General features: G+C 44.2%; 16 protein-coding genes and 1 riboswitch. Of the genes, 15 read left to right on the top strand and 1 reads right to left on the bottom strand.

Translation table 11 applies throughout. The features are described 5' to 3' along the window. The first annotated feature begins 10 nt into the window (after positions 1–10). The 4 genes from AC0NJP_RS01420 (at position 11) to AC0NJP_RS01435 (ending at position 4,824) form a co-directional block, all read left to right on the top strand. A complete protein-coding gene (locus AC0NJP_RS01420; protein ID WP_474698527.1) occupies positions 11–1,648 on the top strand; it encodes a response regulator in 1,638 nt (545 codons plus the stop codon). A 187-nt stretch (positions 1,649–1,835) separates the two neighbouring features. Next, a complete protein-coding gene (locus AC0NJP_RS01425; protein ID WP_474698528.1) occupies positions 1,836–2,918 on the top strand; it encodes a hypothetical protein in 1,083 nt (360 codons plus the stop codon). Positions 2,919–2,952: 34 nt separating this feature from the next. Further along, positions 2,953–3,768 carry an ethanolamine utilization protein EutJ gene (gene eutJ / locus AC0NJP_RS01430; RefSeq protein WP_474698529.1) on the top strand — a complete coding sequence of 272 codons (816 nt, stop codon included), beginning with the start codon at positions 2,953–2,955 and terminating at the stop codon, positions 3,766–3,768. A 30-nt stretch (positions 3,769–3,798) separates the two neighbouring features. Beyond that, the gene (locus AC0NJP_RS01435; RefSeq protein WP_474698530.1) at positions 3,799–4,824 is read left to right on the top strand and encodes a PocR ligand-binding domain-containing protein; all 1,026 of its coding nucleotides are present in this window, start codon (positions 3,799–3,801) and stop codon (positions 4,822–4,824) included. Positions 4,825–4,926: 102 nt separating this feature from the next. Here the strand turns inward: AC0NJP_RS01435 and AC0NJP_RS01440 are convergent, their stop codons facing one another. After that, positions 4,927–6,087 carry an iron-containing alcohol dehydrogenase gene (locus tag AC0NJP_RS01440; protein WP_474698531.1) on the bottom strand — a complete coding sequence of 387 codons (1,161 nt, stop codon included), beginning with the start codon at positions 6,085–6,087 and terminating at the stop codon, positions 4,927–4,929. A 283-nt stretch (positions 6,088–6,370) separates the two neighbouring features. On the opposite strand from AC0NJP_RS01440, the gene AC0NJP_RS01445 reads away from it, so the two are divergent. The 11 genes from AC0NJP_RS01445 to AC0NJP_RS01495 all read left to right on the top strand — a co-directional run bounded on the left by AC0NJP_RS01445 (position 6,371) and on the right by AC0NJP_RS01495 (position 16,600). Further along, positions 6,371–7,462, top strand: coding sequence for a glycerol dehydrogenase (locus AC0NJP_RS01445; RefSeq protein ID WP_474698532.1), 1,092 nt, complete (start codon positions 6,371–6,373; stop codon positions 7,460–7,462). An 85-nt stretch (positions 7,463–7,547) separates the two neighbouring features. After that, on the top strand, positions 7,548–8,306 hold the full coding sequence (gene cobS / locus AC0NJP_RS01450; protein WP_474698533.1) for an adenosylcobinamide-GDP ribazoletransferase: 759 nt from the start codon (positions 7,548–7,550) through the stop codon (positions 8,304–8,306). 121 nt (positions 8,307–8,427) lie between these two features. Further along, positions 8,428–8,623, top strand: a riboswitch (cobalamin riboswitch). A 115-nt stretch (positions 8,624–8,738) separates the two neighbouring features. Beyond that, the gene (locus AC0NJP_RS01455; RefSeq protein WP_474038230.1) at positions 8,739–9,767 is read left to right on the top strand and encodes a nicotinate-nucleotide--dimethylbenzimidazole phosphoribosyltransferase; all 1,029 of its coding nucleotides are present in this window, start codon (positions 8,739–8,741) and stop codon (positions 9,765–9,767) included. 194 nt (positions 9,768–9,961) lie between these two features. Beyond that, on the top strand, positions 9,962–10,303 hold the full coding sequence (eutS, locus tag AC0NJP_RS01460) for an ethanolamine utilization microcompartment protein EutS (RefSeq protein WP_474698534.1): 342 nt from the start codon (positions 9,962–9,964) through the stop codon (positions 10,301–10,303). Positions 10,304–10,305: 2 nt separating this feature from the next. After that, positions 10,306–10,752, top strand: a complete 447-nt coding sequence (locus tag AC0NJP_RS01465) for a EutP/PduV family microcompartment system protein (protein ID WP_474698535.1) — start codon at positions 10,306–10,308, stop codon at positions 10,750–10,752. Next, entirely contained in the window at positions 10,745–11,020 is a 276-nt protein-coding gene (gene pduA / locus AC0NJP_RS01470; RefSeq protein ID WP_474038233.1) for a propanediol utilization microcompartment protein PduA, read from the top strand. The genes AC0NJP_RS01465 and pduA overlap by 8 nt, the downstream gene beginning before the upstream one ends. A gap of 26 nt (positions 11,021–11,046) precedes the next feature. Next, entirely contained in the window at positions 11,047–11,850 is an 804-nt protein-coding gene (gene pduB / locus AC0NJP_RS01475) for a propanediol utilization microcompartment protein PduB (protein WP_474698536.1), read from the top strand. A gap of 22 nt (positions 11,851–11,872) precedes the next feature. After that, entirely contained in the window at positions 11,873–13,543 is a 1,671-nt protein-coding gene (locus AC0NJP_RS01480; RefSeq protein WP_474038235.1) for a propanediol/glycerol family dehydratase large subunit, read from the top strand. A gap of 23 nt (positions 13,544–13,566) precedes the next feature. Next, a complete protein-coding gene (locus tag AC0NJP_RS01485) occupies positions 13,567–14,217 on the top strand; it encodes a propanediol/glycerol family dehydratase medium subunit (RefSeq protein ID WP_474698537.1) in 651 nt (216 codons plus the stop codon). Positions 14,218–14,236: 19 nt separating this feature from the next. Beyond that, positions 14,237–14,764, top strand: a complete 528-nt coding sequence (locus tag AC0NJP_RS01490) for a diol dehydratase small subunit (RefSeq protein WP_474698538.1) — start codon at positions 14,237–14,239, stop codon at positions 14,762–14,764. 12 nt (positions 14,765–14,776) lie between these two features. Continuing rightward, positions 14,777–16,600 carry a diol dehydratase reactivase subunit alpha gene (locus AC0NJP_RS01495; RefSeq protein WP_474698539.1) on the top strand — a complete coding sequence of 608 codons (1,824 nt, stop codon included), beginning with the start codon at positions 14,777–14,779 and terminating at the stop codon, positions 16,598–16,600.

Genomic DNA, 16,600 nt, shown 5'->3' on the forward strand with positions numbered 1-16,600 from the left:
AGAGAATGCTATGGATAAGCTGTTGATTGTAGATGATGAAAAACTAGAAAGAAAAGCTCTTACATTTATTATTGAAAAACACTGCCCTAATATACAAATTATTGCAGAGGCAGGCGATGGCGCTAGCGCCTGCGAATTAGCGGCGCTTCACAAACCGGACATTGTCCTTATGGATATTCGCATGCCAGGAATGAATGGTCTTGATGCAGCTAAGCAGATTCATGAGCAATTACCTGATACTTGTATCGTAATTTTAACTGCCTTCGATGAATTTTCTTATGCTAAGGCGGCGCTAAAGATCGGTGCCGTCGAATATTTGTTAAAACCGGTGCGGCCTGATGATATTATTGCAACTTTAGGCACGGTAAGTCGGAAAATTAGTGCAGTGAGGGCAAAGAAAATAGAAGAAGAGCAACTTCGGGCTAGTGTAACGGCGGCACTTCCCTTTATCCAAATGTCGTTTGTGTATGATCTGATTTCCGGCTCAATTTGTGATAAAGAAACTTTGCGAGAACGCTATCGTTTCCTAGGGGTACCGGTGGATCCCAACGTGGCCCTAGTAGCGGATATTGATAACTTTCGCCAGATTACACGTCAGGGAACGGAACTAGAACGGCAAGTGATTAAGCAGAAAGTACATCATTATATAAAACAACTGCTTGGCAGTGATGTTTTAGTAACGCCTCTTGGCAGTGATAATTTTATTATATTACTTAGTTTTGTAGAATCTAATGAGACAATGATTGAAAACTTGGCGCGCGAAAAAGCGGCGCTGATCCGTGATTCTATTGCAACCGATTTAAATCTCAGTGTAACGATTGGGATTGGAAATTATTATAAAGAAATTTGCGAGATCCACAAATCCTATGTGGAAGCTGTGGCAGCGAAGCGCCAGCGTTTTTATTTCGGCGATAATCAAATTATTCATATTAAGGATATTCCTCACTTAACGGAAGGACCGTTGCAATATCCTTTTCAATATGAACGAGTTTTGCTTGAACAGATTCGTTGCGGTGATCGAACTAAGGCGCAAGAGGCCTTGGGCCTGTTGCTTAATGAAATCTTTTCCAAACATGCAAGTATAGAAATTGTTAAGGCTTGTGTTTTAGAACTAATTATTGTGACTTCGCGAGCGGCTGTTGAGGGCGGAGCTAGTCTTGAGAAACTTACGTTGCTGAATTTTAATTATTTGGATCAATTGCAGGAATGTACAAATAAACAGCAGGTTGAGGAATGGCTGCATGATCTCTTAGATAAACTTGTTGATAACATGCTCGATAATCGAGCCAGTATGAATGTTCGAGTGATTCATAAGGCCTGCGAATATATTGTGAGAAATTACCATAAGAATATTTCGTTAGAGGAAGTCGCGCAAACGGTTCATCTCAGTCCGTTTTATTTTAGTCGCCTGTTTAAGCAAGAAAGAGGTTATAATTTTGTGGATTTTCTCACAAAGGTTCGTATTGATAAGGCAAAAAAAATGTTGCAAAATTCCGATTACACAGCAGTTCGGATTGCAACTGAGGTTGGCTATAAAGATGCCAGCTATTTCAGTCGTGTCTTTCGCCAGGCTGTAGAAATGACGCCAAATCAGTATCGACATGCGGTACGCTCACGTCAGTCCGAAAAAAACAGTGAAAATATCTAAGGCAATATTTTTCTATAAAGAGCTGCTACGGCAGCTTCTTTTTTTCCGTAGATATCCTTTTTAGGGAATATAGAACTTTTTTTACAAGTTTCGATAGTTTTCTGTCAAAACAAGCCGAGCTAGTAGGAGGGCGACAGGGAGCAGGCGAATTAAATTAACAGACTTTTAACATAATGGGGGATTTTAGGTGACGTTACAAGATGTTTTAGCGGCGTTTAGTGTAATTTTAAATGGTCTGCCTGCTGGATTGTATGCCTTAACTTTTGGGTTTGCTGCTGTTCCGACTGCGATTGGTTTTGCTATTGGGGCTATCGGTTGCGGTTTGCTGGGACTGGTTTCACCGATTTCCTTTCAGGCGGAAACGATCACCTTAGCTGGGACACTGGGAAATACGCCGCAAGAGCGCTTTTCTATTATTTTTTTAGAAGGTTTCATTTTACTTATTATTGGTTTACTAGGATTTTTTCAAGCACTTGTAACCTTTATTGGGCCGGTTATTACTAGCGGAATGATGGCCGGTGTTGGCATTATCTTAGCTCGTGTTGCCGTAGATATGGTGATAAGGCGACCAGTCGTTGGTTTTGTGTCGGTTGCAACCGCTCTGGCAGCTTATTATATGACGCCGAATCCTGCGGACAAGCTTGTTTATACGATTGTTATTTCTGTTCTGGCCGCTTCTTTGGCAGGATGTTTTTTTACAGGAAGTCAGCCTACGCTTAGTGACAAAAATCAAGAAAGCTTTGTTTTACAAAAATTTATTTTTAATCGGCGCGTGATTCGCGGTGCTTTGGCAATTTGTGCTTTAAATATTGGCGCTAATATCGCTTTTGGCAGTATTACTGCTAAAACTTTGGCACAAAGTGATATTAATCTAGATCACCTAACAATTGTTAGTAGTTTAGCTGATATGGGTTCGTCGCTCTTTGGCGGCGGTCCTGTACAAGCTATTATTTCGGCCACCGGGGCGGCACCGCATCCTGTTGCTTCAGGGGTCCTGATGATGAGCCTTATGGCTATTATCTTAGTAAGCGGCATGTTGCCAAAACTAGGGCGTTATGTTTCCGGTGAATCAATTAGTGGATTTCTACTTGTATTAGGTGTTATTGTAACGGTTCCAACGAATGCCGGTTTTGCTTTAGCTGGCGGTATTGGTTCATCTAGCGCTATCGTAGGCGGTGTTACTATGGCTATGACAGCGATTACCGATCCCTTTATTGGCATGCTTGGCGGTTTATGTGTACAGTTTCTAATGACTCTTTTTCCTGTTTAAGGAAAAGCGCAAGCAAAGAAAGGAGTTTTGTAGTATGGAGGCCTATGAGAAAATTGAGCAATTACAACATTTAATTGCAACCAAAACAGCAGCAAAGCTACCAGGCCCATATAAGGTTGGCGTGGATTTGGGGACAGCAGACGTAGTTCTTGTCGTAACCGATGAAGCGGGAAATCCTGTAGCTGGTAGTATGGAGTGGGCTTCTGTCGTCAAAGACGGTTTAGTCGTTGATTTTCGCGGGGCTACGATGATTGTGGAGAAGCTAAAAGCGGAAGTCGAGGGGATTCTTGGTTTTAATTTAGACAAAGGGGCAACGGCTATTCCCCCGGGAACGGTAGGGCGTAATGCCGCCGCTTGCGGTCACGTTATTGCTGGAGCCGGGCTTGATCCAATCTGTCAAATTGATGAACCGGTCGCTGCTGCGAAAGCCTTGGGAATTACTCATGGTATTGTTGTGGATATTGGCGGTGGTACGACTGGGGTGGCTGTACTAAAGGATGGTGAAATTGTCTTATCAAAAGATGAAGCTACAGGCGGTACCCATGTTACGCTGGTCCTTGCTGGCGCTTTTAAAATTAGTACAGAGGAAGCGGAAGCTTTGAAAAAGGATGTAAGTCATCATCGTCAGATCTTGCCAGTGATTCTACCTGTGATTGAAAAAATGGCGACCGTTGTGCAGCAAATGCTAACAGGATATGAGGAGTATAACGATTATCCTGTCTATGTAGTTGGCGGAACCGCTTATTTAACAAACTTTGGTGAAGAATTCGGGAAGGCCTTTGGCAGGCCAGTTCATGTGCCGCCTCATCCTTTGCTTGTTACGCCGCTCGGAATTGCTATGTTTGGCTAATATCACACTTGGAAAGTGAGGTCATCGCAGATGAAAGAGTCAGAAGACGAAAAAATCGTTTTATCGGATATTGTGGACTTAAAGTTTTTGCAGGAGTTTCAAGATAATTTTGCTGAAGCCGTCGGTGTAGCAAGTATTACTGTTGATACGACTGGAGAGCCTGTGACGCAGCCGAGTAATTTTACGGATTTTTGCATGAAGTATACGCGCGGTTCTGATTTGGGATTAAAGCGATGTAAAGAATGTGATAAAATCGGCGGGGAGCAGTCGGCGCAGACTGGTAAGCCCGCGATTTACGATTGTCATGCTGGGCTAGTTGATTTTGCCGCGCCGATTCTGCTAGAGGGAAGGCAAATTGGGACGATTGTAGGCGGACAAATTTTGACGGATCAGCCAGAAGAAGAACGCTATCGTAAAATCGCTCAGGAAATTGGCGTTGATTCCAATGCTTATGTTGCTGCCTTAGAGAAAGTGAAGGTGGCGCCAAGAAAAAATGTAGAGGCGGCGGCAAAGGTTTTATTTTTAGTTGCTAATACTTTATCTAAGTTAGGACACCAGCAATATAAATTGCAACAAATGGCTAGCTCCATTAATACGAGTATTTTGCAGATTTCAGCGATGACGCAAGAACTTGCCGCTTCGGCATCTGATGTCAGGCAGAATCAAACCAGTCTGAATGCTGAAATAAATCAGGTTGATACTGTATCACGGCAAATTAATGAGGTTATGGGATTTATTAAAGACATTGCTGACGAGACAAGACTTCTCGGCTTAAATGCGGCGATTGAAGCAGCTCGGGCCGGTGAAGCCGGGCTAGGCTTTGGCGTAGTGGCTAGGGAAATACAGAAATTATCGGATAATTCAAAACAAACTATCGGGAGAATTCGGGAATTTACCGATATTATTCAGGGATCGGTACAAAAAACGGTAATTATGGGAAATGATACGTTAAAAACAGTTGAAGAGCAAACTGTCGCAATTGAAAAGGTTACCGAAAATATGAATGAAGTCACTACGATGGCGGGAGATATCTACACTTTGGCTAAAGAAAAATAAGCAAAGCGGTTTTATATCATTGTAGAGTCGACAAAAAGACGGTAGCTTGTTTAGAAGCTGACCGTCTTTTTTATAAAATCTGTTTTTTGATTATGCACTTAGTTATATGGCAGCTCGAAAGAGTTCCTCCATTTGTTCCTGGGTAGCTTGGCGTGGATTCGTTAAGCTGCACATGTCTTTGAGAGCATTCGCAGCGAGAAGTGGAATATCTTTCTCATTAAAGCCGCGTACTTCTCTAAGCCCAGCTGGTATTCCTACTTCCTTAGACAGTGTGCGGATCGCAATAATTGCGGCTTGGGCACTTTGTTCCAGCGTCATATTCATCGTTTTGATGCCAAATGCTTCGCTGATATCGCGGAACTTTTCCTGGGTTTCTTTTGCATTGAATTCGGCAACAACTGGCAGCATAATGGCATTGCATAAACCATGGGGCAGATTATAGAAGCCGCCTAATTGATGGGCCGCTGAATGAACATAACCGACACTGGCATTATTGAAGGCAATCCCAGCAAGGTAAGCGGCATTAATCATCATTTCCCGAGCATGCAGGTTTTTTCCATCATGGACAGCTGTTGGTAGGTGATTGGCAATGAGCTCGATGGCTTTTAGGGCTTTGCAGTCCGTAACAGGCGTAGCATTTGTTGATACGTAGGCTTCAATGGCGTGGGTCAAGGCATCCATGCCGGTAGCCGCTGTTAAAGAGGGGGGCATGTCAACCATGAGTGTAGCATCATTGATGGCAATGCGGGGCGTAATACGCCAATCGGAAATTGTCATTTTTACATGACGTTCTTCATCGGTAATAACACAGAAACGAGTCAATTCACTGCCTGTTCCAGCGGTAGTATTCACACTAATCATTAGTGCTGATGGTTGTTTCAGTTTATTTAATCCTTCATAATCATTAATTTGACCGCCGTTCGTAGCTAGGAAGGCTACGGCCTTTGCACAATCGTGCGGTGAACCGCCGCCAAAGGAAATCAGAAAATCACAGCCGTTGTCTTTAAAAAGTTTCAGTCCGTAATTCGCGTTGTTAACAGTAGGATTAGGATTTACGCCGTCATAGATTACATAGAAAAGGCCAACACTTTCTAACGTATCAGTGAGACGGCGAATCAAGCCGCTTTGAACCAGAAATTTGTCACTTACAATAAGCGCTTTTCTTAGCTTCATCGGTTTTAGATAATCGGCTAGTTTTTCTAGACAACCTCTTCCGATCAAGCTGATCGGCGCCATAAAATACTCATGTACTTGGTTTTCCATTTCAATCAGCTCCCTGTTTTCCATTCATCTCCTTCATCCTAACATTTCAAAAGGGGGGAAACAAGAGAAGGACAGGCCGATTTGCGGAAGTTGGCAAGATAAGCCTATAATGTGAAAAATAATTGCTGAATGCAATTTTCTGTAGTTGGGAGATGCGCAAATATTTTTTATAATGCCGCAAATATGTAGCTTCGATCTCTTTCCCATTCCGTATTATAATAAGAATAAGAATTGAACAATTTTTCTCGAGGCTGAGGAAGGATATCGAATGGGGGAACTGTAGATGAATAAAATTATGATTTCACCAAGCCGTTACGTACAAGGTCCGGGAGCCATTCATTCCATCGGTGAACAAGTGAGTTTGCTCGGCAGTAAAGCGCTTGTACTTGGCGGAAAAAACGGTTTAAAAACAGTAAAAGCTGCTATGGAGGCAAGCTTTGCCAAGGCGGGAATTAGTGCTTTATTTGAAGAATTTAGCGGTGAATGCTGCAAGCAAGAAATTGATAGACTCGTAGAAAGTATCAAGGAAAAAGGCGTTGAAGTCATTTTAGGTGTAGGCGGCGGCAAATCAGCTGATACGGCTAAAGCAGCAGCTTATTATGCCAAATTGCCTGTCGTCATTATTCCGACAATCGCTGCTACTGATGCTCCCTGCAGCGCCTTAGCTGTTATTTATTCAGCGGAAGGCGTGTTTGAATCCTATCTGGTATTGCCGAAAAACCCTGATCTTGTTTTGCTTGATACAGAAATTATTGCAAAAGCGCCAGTCCGGCTGCTTGTTTCTGGCATGGGCGATGCACTTGCTACATGGTTTGAAGCCGATGCTTGTGCGAAAGCTTTTGGCAAAAATCTTCCTGGCGGTTATTCTACTTCGGCGGCGCTTCAATTGGCTAGACTTTGTTATGACTTGCTATTGCAGTATGGTTTGCAAGCAAAACTGGCAGCGGAAAGCAAAGTAGCTACGGAAGCTTTGGAAAAAGTGGTAGAAGCCAATACGTTATTAAGCGGTCTTGGGTTTGAAAGTTCTGGTCTGGCTGCGGCCCATGCCGTTCATAATGGATTAACTGCTTTAGAAGAAACGCATGCATATTATCATGGTGAAAAAGTTGCATTCGGTACGTTGGTGCAGCTGGTGCTGGAAAACCGCTCTCGCGAAGAATTGTTAGAAGTGATTCGTTTCTGCCGTGAAGTCGGACTGCCTGTAACTTTGGCTGATATTGGCGTTACGGAGATTACCGAAGAAAAAATTCAGAAGGTTGCAGAAGCTAGCTGTGCCGCAGGCGAAACCATATTCAACGAACCTTTCCCTGTTACGGTAGAATCGGTTCGTGCCGCAATTTTAGGAGCAAATGCGCTCGGATCAAGCTTGAAATAAGAAAAAACAATAGGCAAAGCCTTGTACTTTTGTGCAGGGCTTTCTTCTATCTTAAAAATAGCGCTTCAATAGTGGAGGCTTTTCCATGGTGAAACAATGGTTTAGTGATTTTATTACAGGCTTTCAATTTTTAACAAGAATTCAACTACTCAGCCATCATGACAGCTCGCTAGAAAGTTTTGGGCGCAGTGTTCGTTATTTTCCGCTTATTGGCGCATTTATCGGTGTTTTACTGGCCTTTTTGCTCGTGGCAGCTCGTTGGGGCTTTGGCGGTCTCGGTCCCCAGTTGTCTTTGATTGCTTGTCTTATTATTGGTGAAGTCGTTATTACTGGGGCGCTGCACTGGGATGGCTTTATGGATACTTTTGATGGCGTGTTTTCGGGGCGGGAACGCGAGCGTATGCTTGAAATCATGAAAGATAGCCGGGTAGGAGCTTTTGGCGCTTTAGCGCTGGCACTAGCCCTGTTAGCTCGTTTCTCCTTTTTATACGATCTTGATCCGTTTGTTTTACCTTTGGCCTTAATCGCTATGCCGACAACAGGAAGATTGGGAATTGTTTTTACGATTACTTTTTTTCCTTATGCTCGCCCGAGTGGGTTAGGACAAGTTTTTCCTTCACATAGGCAAAACCGCAATCTCTATATTGCATTAGTCTTTTTCGCCCTTGTTTTTGCCTTTTTAGGGGTGAAATGCCTGTTTACTGCATTGGGCGGCTTAGCAATCGGCTTATTATTTGCTGCGTATGTGAATCGTTGTCTGGGCGGTGTGACTGGCGATGTTTATGGCGCTGTAAGCGTGGTGACGGAACTGGCGGTGTTATTTTGCTTCCTTTGTTTCTATTAATGTTTCTATTAAAATAAAGTAGGATTTTTTTTACGGCCTTATCGACTTTCTTGCTTAGTCGTCAACTTAGCAAGGAAACGCGAGTTTTCTGCCGAAGTAGGAAATAGATTGATATAATTTCATAACATGCCACCAAACAGGTGCCTCTTTGTTAAAAGAGGAGAATAGGGAAGATCGGACAGAAGCAATTCTGAAACGACGCGGTCGCGCCACTGTAATCGGGGAGATGTTTTGGCTGATGCCACCGGAAAACCGGGAAGGCGTCAAAACATTGATGAGCCGTTAGCCAGGAGACCTGCCTGTTATGGCTGTCATTTGTCTTCGCGTAAGAGAGAATGCCAGAAGGATAGGAGCTAATCAAAGCAGCACCTGCCTTTTTGGCAGGTGCTGTTTGTCTTGTGACAGGTATTTTTATTGAAGGAGGGATTGATTATGGATTTTGAAAAGACAGTGGATGAATTGATTGATGGCGCGGCAAAACCGCTGCACAGTCTGGGGCTTCTGGAAAAACATTTAAAGAAAGTGCTGATGGCATGGGAAAAAATTCATACGGAGATTCGTCCTTACCACATTATTTATGCTGCTGATAATGGGGTAGTAGAAGAAAGTATTGCGCCTGATCCGGTGGAGTTTACGTATTTGCAGGCCAGAAATATGGCGGCAGGCTTGGCTACCATCAGCTGTTTTTGTCAAATGCATCAAATTCCTTATGAAGTAATTGATATTGGCATTCGTGATACGAGAGAAGCTGGTGTTTGTCGGAAAGTCGCTTTTGGCACCAAAAACTTCATGAAAGAAGAAGCTATGAGCCAGGACGAATTTCAAAAAGCCTGGGATATTGGTAGAGAAAGAGTTCAAAAAGCGGTTCGGGAAAAAGGAGCCAATCTACTATCGTTTGGCGAAATGGGGATAGGCAATACGACAACATCTTCAGCGGTGCTTCATGCCTTGACTGGAATGCCGCCCGAGTTCGTGGTTGGTCATGGCGCTGGGCTAAAGACGCCAGAGGCGTTGCGGCGTAAACGCCAAATCGTCGAGAAAGGCGTAGAGAAGCATAAGGTAAAACTTCATGCCGTTGAAGATATTTTACGGTGTGTCGGTGGGTTTGACATTGTAGCTATGTGCTCTAGTATGCTGGAATGTGCCAAGCTAAAAGTTCCCTTTGTGCTTGATGGCTTTATTACGGCCGTGGCCTATGCTTGTGCGGTTAGAGTAAATAGCAAAATTGATTGCTATGCAATTCCGTCGCATATGTCGAAAGAACCAGGCATGGCGTACTGTTTGCTACTTGGCAATATTATGGCCGAAGATGTGATTTTAAAAGCCGATATGGCCTTAGGGGAAGGTACCGGTGCTGTATTAATGGTGTCAATTTTGAAAACGATGCTTTATGCGATGCAAAATGTAGCTCGTATTTCTGATTTTTTAGCAAGTACGTCAAAGCAGAATTTAGCCATATAAGAGGGGCGGGTAAAAGAAAGAGAATAATAGAACAAAAAAATCCTATTCTAGCAAAAAGCTTAAATGCTTTTTGCTTTTTTGTTTTTTAAGGCAGCAATTATGTGCGGTGCCTCGGCAAAATTTAAGCAAGGTAGAAAGGCAGAAAAATCAAATATAAGTAAGTGTAAAAACTATGAAAAATAGGTGGGGGGAAAATGGCACCGGAAAAACCGCGCATGGTTCAAGAATATGTACCAGGCAAACAAGTAACTTTAGCTCATTTAATCGCGAATCCCAAAAAAGACTTGTGTGAAAAATTAGGCCTGACAAATGCTTCGGCTATTGGCATTTTAACGATTACTCCCTGCGAAGCAGCGATCATTGCCGCTGATGTCGCTACGAAAACAGCTGATGTTGCCATCGGGTTTATGGATCGCTTTACTGGTTCTGTTGTGATAACAGGGAATGTATCTGCTGTAGAAGCGGCTTTGCAGCAAGTGATCCACCTTTTGACCGAGGGGCTTGGGTTTTCCGGCCCGAAAGTAACGCGGTCCTAACCATGAACCAGGTTATGTTTGTTGGTGCTGTCGGCGCAGGGAAGACATCACTGATTCATGCGCTAAACAAGGACTCAAAAAAGGCAGAAAAGACACAATCTTTTGTTTTTACTGATGGAGCGATTGATACACCTGGCGAGTATGCGCAAATGCCGCGATTTTATTCAGCCCTTATGGTTACGGCGGCGCAGGCTTCGCTTATTGTAATTGTCCAAGACAGCCGTAACACCCGTCCGACTCTGCCTCCGGGCTTTGCCGGCATGTTTTCTCGCGACAGTATTGGGGTGATTACCAAAATCGATTCGCCTGATGCTGATCGGGATAAAGCTCGTATCCGTCTTTTGGAAAGCGGTGTAAAAGGACCTATATTTCCTGTTTCCGCTTTTACAGGAGAAGGTATAGAAGAATTAATGGACTACATTTTCGAAAGGAGGTGCAGCAATGAGTGAAGCGTTAGGGATGGTGGAAACAAAAGGTCTGGTTGGTGCAATAGAAGCCGCCGATGCCATGGTAAAAGCAGCCAATGTAATTTTAATTGGTTATGAAAAAATCGGTTCAGGTCTAGTGACTGTTATGGTGCGCGGGGATGTCGGCGCGATAAAAGCAGCTACAGATGCCGGTGCTTCAGCAGCCCGTAAAGTAGGTGAAGTTGTATCTGTTCATGTAATTCCTCGTCCGCATATGGATGTAGAAAAAATTCTGCCAAAAGTAAAGTAGGAAATTTTATGGAGGTGACTATATAAATGCAAGAGCAATTGATTGACAAAGTAATGGATGAAATTAAAAAAAGAATGGAAGCGCAAGGAGCTGGAACGGGAGCTACCGAAGCCCCAACAGCAACTGCCGCCGCATTTGCAAATCCCGGACTTACGGAATTTGTCGGCACGGCAATCGGCGATACCATTGGTCTCGTTATTGCCAATGTGGATCCCATGCTTCATGACATGATGAAGATTGATCCTAAATTCCGGTCCATCGGTATTTTAGGCGCTCGTACTGGCGCTGGTCCGCACATTATGGCGGCTGATGAAGCAGTTAAAGCAACAAATACGGAAATCATTACGATTGAACTAGCTCGCGATACAAAAGGCGGCGCTGGTCATGGTTGCTTGATTCTCTTTGGCGCTGAAGAAGTTTCAGATGCCAGACGGGCGATTGAAGTGGCTTTAAAAGAATTAAATCGTACTTTTGGCGATGTTTATGGCAATGATGCTGGTCATATTGAATTACAGTACACGGCTCGCGCCAGCTATGCCATTAACAAAGCTTTTAATGCCCCTTTAGGGAAAGCTTTTGGTCTGATTGTCGGCGCTCCGGCCGCTATTGGCGTACTTATGTCGGATGTGGCTGTAAAAACAGCCAATGTAGAGTTAATCGCTTATTCTAGCCCAGCACAAGGAACGAGCTTCTCCAACGAAGTTATCATTGCGATCAGCGGTGACTCAGGAGCCGTTCGTCAGTCCGTACTGGCTGCTAAAGATGTTGGTAAAAAACTGTTGGAAGCTCTAGGCGGTGCTGCTCCGTCTACTACTACACCTTATATCTAAGTCGACGAGGAGGGGATTTATCATGAAGAGATCAAAACGTTTTGAAGCGCTTGCTGCCCGTCCCGTCAATCAGGATGGGTTCGTAGTAGAATGGCCGGAAGTTGGTCTTATGGCTATGGGCAGCCCCAATGACCCTGTGCCTAGTATTAAAGTACAAAACGGAAAAATCGTGGAAATGGATGGAATTCCCCGCGATAAATTTGATTTTATCGATCAGTTTATTGCTGATTATGCAATTGATGTCACGATAGCAGAAAAAGCAATGGCTATGAATAGTGTGGAAATTGCTAAAATGCTTGTAGATGTCAATGTATCACGGAAAGAAATTGTAAAAATTGTGAGAGGCTTGACGGCAGCAAAACTTGTTGAAGTTTTTAATGCTATGAATGTAGTAGAAATGATGATGGCGCTGCAAAAAATGCGTGCTCGCAAAACGCCTTCGAATCAGTGCCATGTTACGAATGTAAAAGATAACCCGGTGCAGATTGCTGCTGATGGTGCCGAAGCATCGTTGCGCGGTTTTGATGAAATGGAAACAACCGTTGCTGTCGTTCGGTATGCGCCATTTAATGCTCTGGCCCTTCTTCTGGGCGGGCAGGTCGGTCGCGGCGGTACGCTGATTCAATGCGCTTTGGAAGAAGCGACAGAGCTGGAGCTGGGAATGCGCGGCATCACTGCTTATGCTGAAACGATCTCCGTATACGGCACTGAAAACGTTTTTGTTGATGGCGATGATACGCCGTGGTCGAAAGCATTTTTGGCATCGGCGTATGCTTCACGCGGTCTCAAAATGCGCTTTACGTCAGGCACTGGCTCAGAAGTACAGATGGGCTATGCCGAAGGAAAATCGATGCTTTACCTGGAAGTGCGTTGCATCATGATTACTCGCGGCGCAGGTGTTCAAGGTTTGCAGAATGGTTCGGTAAGTTGTATCGGTGTCCCGGCAGCTGTTCCTTCAGGGATTCGCGCTGTGCTCGCAGAAAATCTTTGCGCCGCTATGCTGGATCTGGAAGTGGCTTCCAGTAATGACCAGACTTTTACCCACTCCGACATTCGTCGTACAGCCCGTACTTTGATGCAGTTCCTGCCAGGTACTGACTTCATTTGCTCTGGCTATAGCGCTACGCCGAATTATGACAATATGTTTGCTGGTTCTAACTGGGATGTAGAAGACTATGATGATTGGAATATTCTGCAGCGTGACCTTAAAGTAGATGGCGGCCTTCGCCCGGCGTCAGAAGAAGAAGTCATCCGCGTTCGTAATAAAGCAGCGAAAGCCATTCAAGCTGTATTTAAAGAACTCGGGTTCCCAGCTATTACGGATGAAGAGGTAGAAGCTGCAACCTATGCTCATGGCAGTAACGATATGCCGCCGCGTAATGTTGTGGAAGACCTTAAAGCGGCGCAAGAGTTAATGAGTCGAGGCATTACGGGGCTCGATATCATTAAAGCGTTAGCGAAAACAGGCTTTACCGATATAGCAACTAATGTATTGAATCTTTTAAAACAACGTATTTCCGGCGACTATCTCCATACGGCAGCTATTTTGGATAAAAACTTCAATGTTATTAGTGCCGTTAATCAGCAAAATGATTATCAGGGACCTGGAACCGGTTATCGCCTCAGCGATGAACGCTGGGAAGAAATTAAAAATATCAGTCAGGCGATCAATCCGTCTGATTTCGATGTTTGAGTCGGGGAAAGAGGTGCGAAAAAATGCAAATTAACGAACAAATGATTCGTGAAATTGTTATGCAAGTTATGCAAGGCATGGAGCCCAAAGCTTCCGGTACTGCCGCAAGCAAACCAGCTGTTTCCGGACGTCACATGACACTGGTGGAAAAAGGCGAAGCTCGCCCTGGTACACGGACTGATGAAGTCGTAATTGCTCTTGCTCCGGCTTTTGGCAAATATCAAAATAAAACGATCATTAATATTCCTCATAGCGATGTGCTGAGAGAAATGATTGCTGGTATTGAAGAAGAAGGAATTCAAGCCCGTGTTATAAGAGTTTTAAGAACATCTGATGTGGATTTTGCCGCTCATGATGCAACAAAGTTAAGCGGTTCCGGTATTGCCATTGGCATTCAATCGCGTGGTACATCGGTCATTCATCAAAAAGATTTACCGCCGCTTAGCAATTTAGAACTTTTCTCGCAGTCGCCCCTGATTGATTTGCCTACTTATCGCGCCATTGGCCGAAATGCGGCTAAATACGCTAAAGGTGAATCACCAACGCCTGTTCCCACCAAAAATGATCAGATGGCGCGTCCAAAGTATCAAGCGAAAGCAGCCGTACTTCACATCAAAGAAACAGAACATGTTGTGCCTGGCGCAAAACCGATTGAAATAGAAGTGCAATTTTAAATCAGCGGAGGTGAAATCAATGTCTCAGGAAAAAGTAGTAGAAGAAATTGTTCGTCAAGTTTTACAATCAATGTATCAAGGCGGGGCAACGCCAGCACCGCAAGCGGCTCCTAAATTTGCTACGACTGCAGGTGGTCTTTGCCCAGAAAAAGATTATCCGCTTTCGGCAAAGCATCCTGATATGTTAAAAACTCCTACAGGCAAAAAATTAACAGATATTACGCTGGAAAGCGTATTAAATGGTAGTGTTACACCGGAAGATGTGCGCATTGCACCAGAAACGTTGCGGATGCAGGCTGAAATAGCTGATGGTGTAGGCCGTAATCAGTTTGGTGATAATCTGCGGCGCGCAGCAGAACTTACGGCGATTCCCGATAAACGAATTTTAGAAATTTATAATGCCCTGCGGCCTTATCGTTCTACTAAAGCAGAGCTTTTTGCAATTGCTGATGAAATGGAAACAAAATACAATGCAGTAATGAGCGCGGCTCTAGTCAGAGAAGCTGCAGATGTTTACGAACGGCGGAATCGACTCAGAGCAGAGTAGGATGGGATTCTCATGACAATTATCGCAGGTGTGGATGTTGGCAATTCAACAACTGAAGTTTGCTTAGCGCAAGTTGACCCGAACGGTAGCCGCAAATATCTTGGTAGCAGTATTGTTAAAACAACAGGCATAAAAGGAACGATCGCCAATGTGCCAGGCATTATTTTAGCTTTGGAAGAGGCTGTTAAAAAGTCTGGTATTGTCTTAAAGAATATCAGTGAAGTTCGTTTAAATGAAGCGACTCCTGTTATTGGTGACTTGGCGATGGAAACAATTACTGAAACAATTATTACGGAATCGACAATGATTGGTCATAATCCGTCCACACCGGGTGGTATTGGTCTTGGTGTTGGAATGACAATTTCTTATGACCATTTGTTAACAACCGCTGCTCATGAAAAAGTGATTTGTGTGATTCCTAGTGGAATTGATTTTGAGGATGCTGCTGTTGCATTAAACGCCGCCATTGATCGGGGTGTTGATGTGCAGGGAGCGATTGTAAGGCAAGATGATGCTGTCTTGATTGCGAATCGACTTCATAAGCGTATTCCCATTATTGATGAAGTCACCTTGATTGATAAGGTTCCGCTTAACATGCTTTCCGCTGTTGAAGTTGCTTTGCCTGGCCAAACGATTCAAACCCTGTCAAATCCTTACGGAATTGCTACTGTTTTTGATTTATCGCCAGAGGAAACAAAGCTTATTGTACCAATTGCCAGAGCTTTGATTGGAAATCGATCAGCTGTTGTTGTTCGAACACCAGCTGGCGATGTCAAGGCTAGAGCGATTCCGGCCGGGTTCATTACTTTGATCGGAGAAAAAGGCCGGGAGGATATTGATGTAGAGGCTGGGGCTCGTAAAATTATGGAAACCGTGGAACGAGTACAGCCGATTCGCGATATTCAGGGCGAAAAGGGAACGAATGTTAACGGCATGTTGGAGCGGGTCAGACAGGTTATGAGTGATTTGACTTCACAGCCTATTGGTGAAATGAAGATTCAAGATATTTTAGCTGTTGATACTTTTGTCCCGCAGAAAGTGCAAGGCGGACTTGCTGGGGAATTTGCCCTAGAAAATGCCGTTGCCCTGGCTGCTATGGTCAAAACATCACGGTTACCAATGCAGCAGATTGCGGATCAGCTGACAGAAAGACTGCAGGTATGTGTTGTTATTGCCGGTGTTGAAGCTAATATGGCAATTTCTGGCGCGTTGACAACACCTGGTACCGATAAGCCTTTAGCCATTTTGGATATGGGCGGCGGTTCTACTGATGCAGCTATTATCACAAGGCAAGGGCGGGTAGAGTCTATTCATTTAGCTGGCGCTGGCGATATGGTTACGATGCTGATTAATTCAGAGTTAGGTCTTAACGATTTTGACTTAGCGGAAGATATCAAAAAATATCCTTTAGCGAAGGTTGAAAGTTTGTATCATATTCGTCTGGAAGATGGAACAGTGCGATTTTTTGAAGAAAATCTGCCGCCGCAGGTCTTTTCACGCGTGGTTATTTTAAAAGAGAATGACATGGTGCCGATTCCTTTTGATCATCCGCTTGATAAGATTCGTCATGTACGGCGGGAAGCCAAACGGCGAGTGTTTGTGACAAATGCGCTTCGGTCTCTGGCAAGGGTAGCGCCCACAGGAAATATTCGCCACATTGAATTTGTGGTACTCGTCGGCGGATCGGCTCTTGATTTCGAAGTTGCTGACATGGTGACAGACTCGCTTGGCGAGTTTGGAATTGTGTGCGGACGCGGCAATATTCGTGGTAGTGAAGGGCCGCGGAATGCTGTTGCGACAGGTTTGGTGCTTTCATATTTTGATGGAAAGGCGTGA

It is taken from the genome of Pelorhabdus sp. sgz311002 (genome assembly GCF_056134285.1).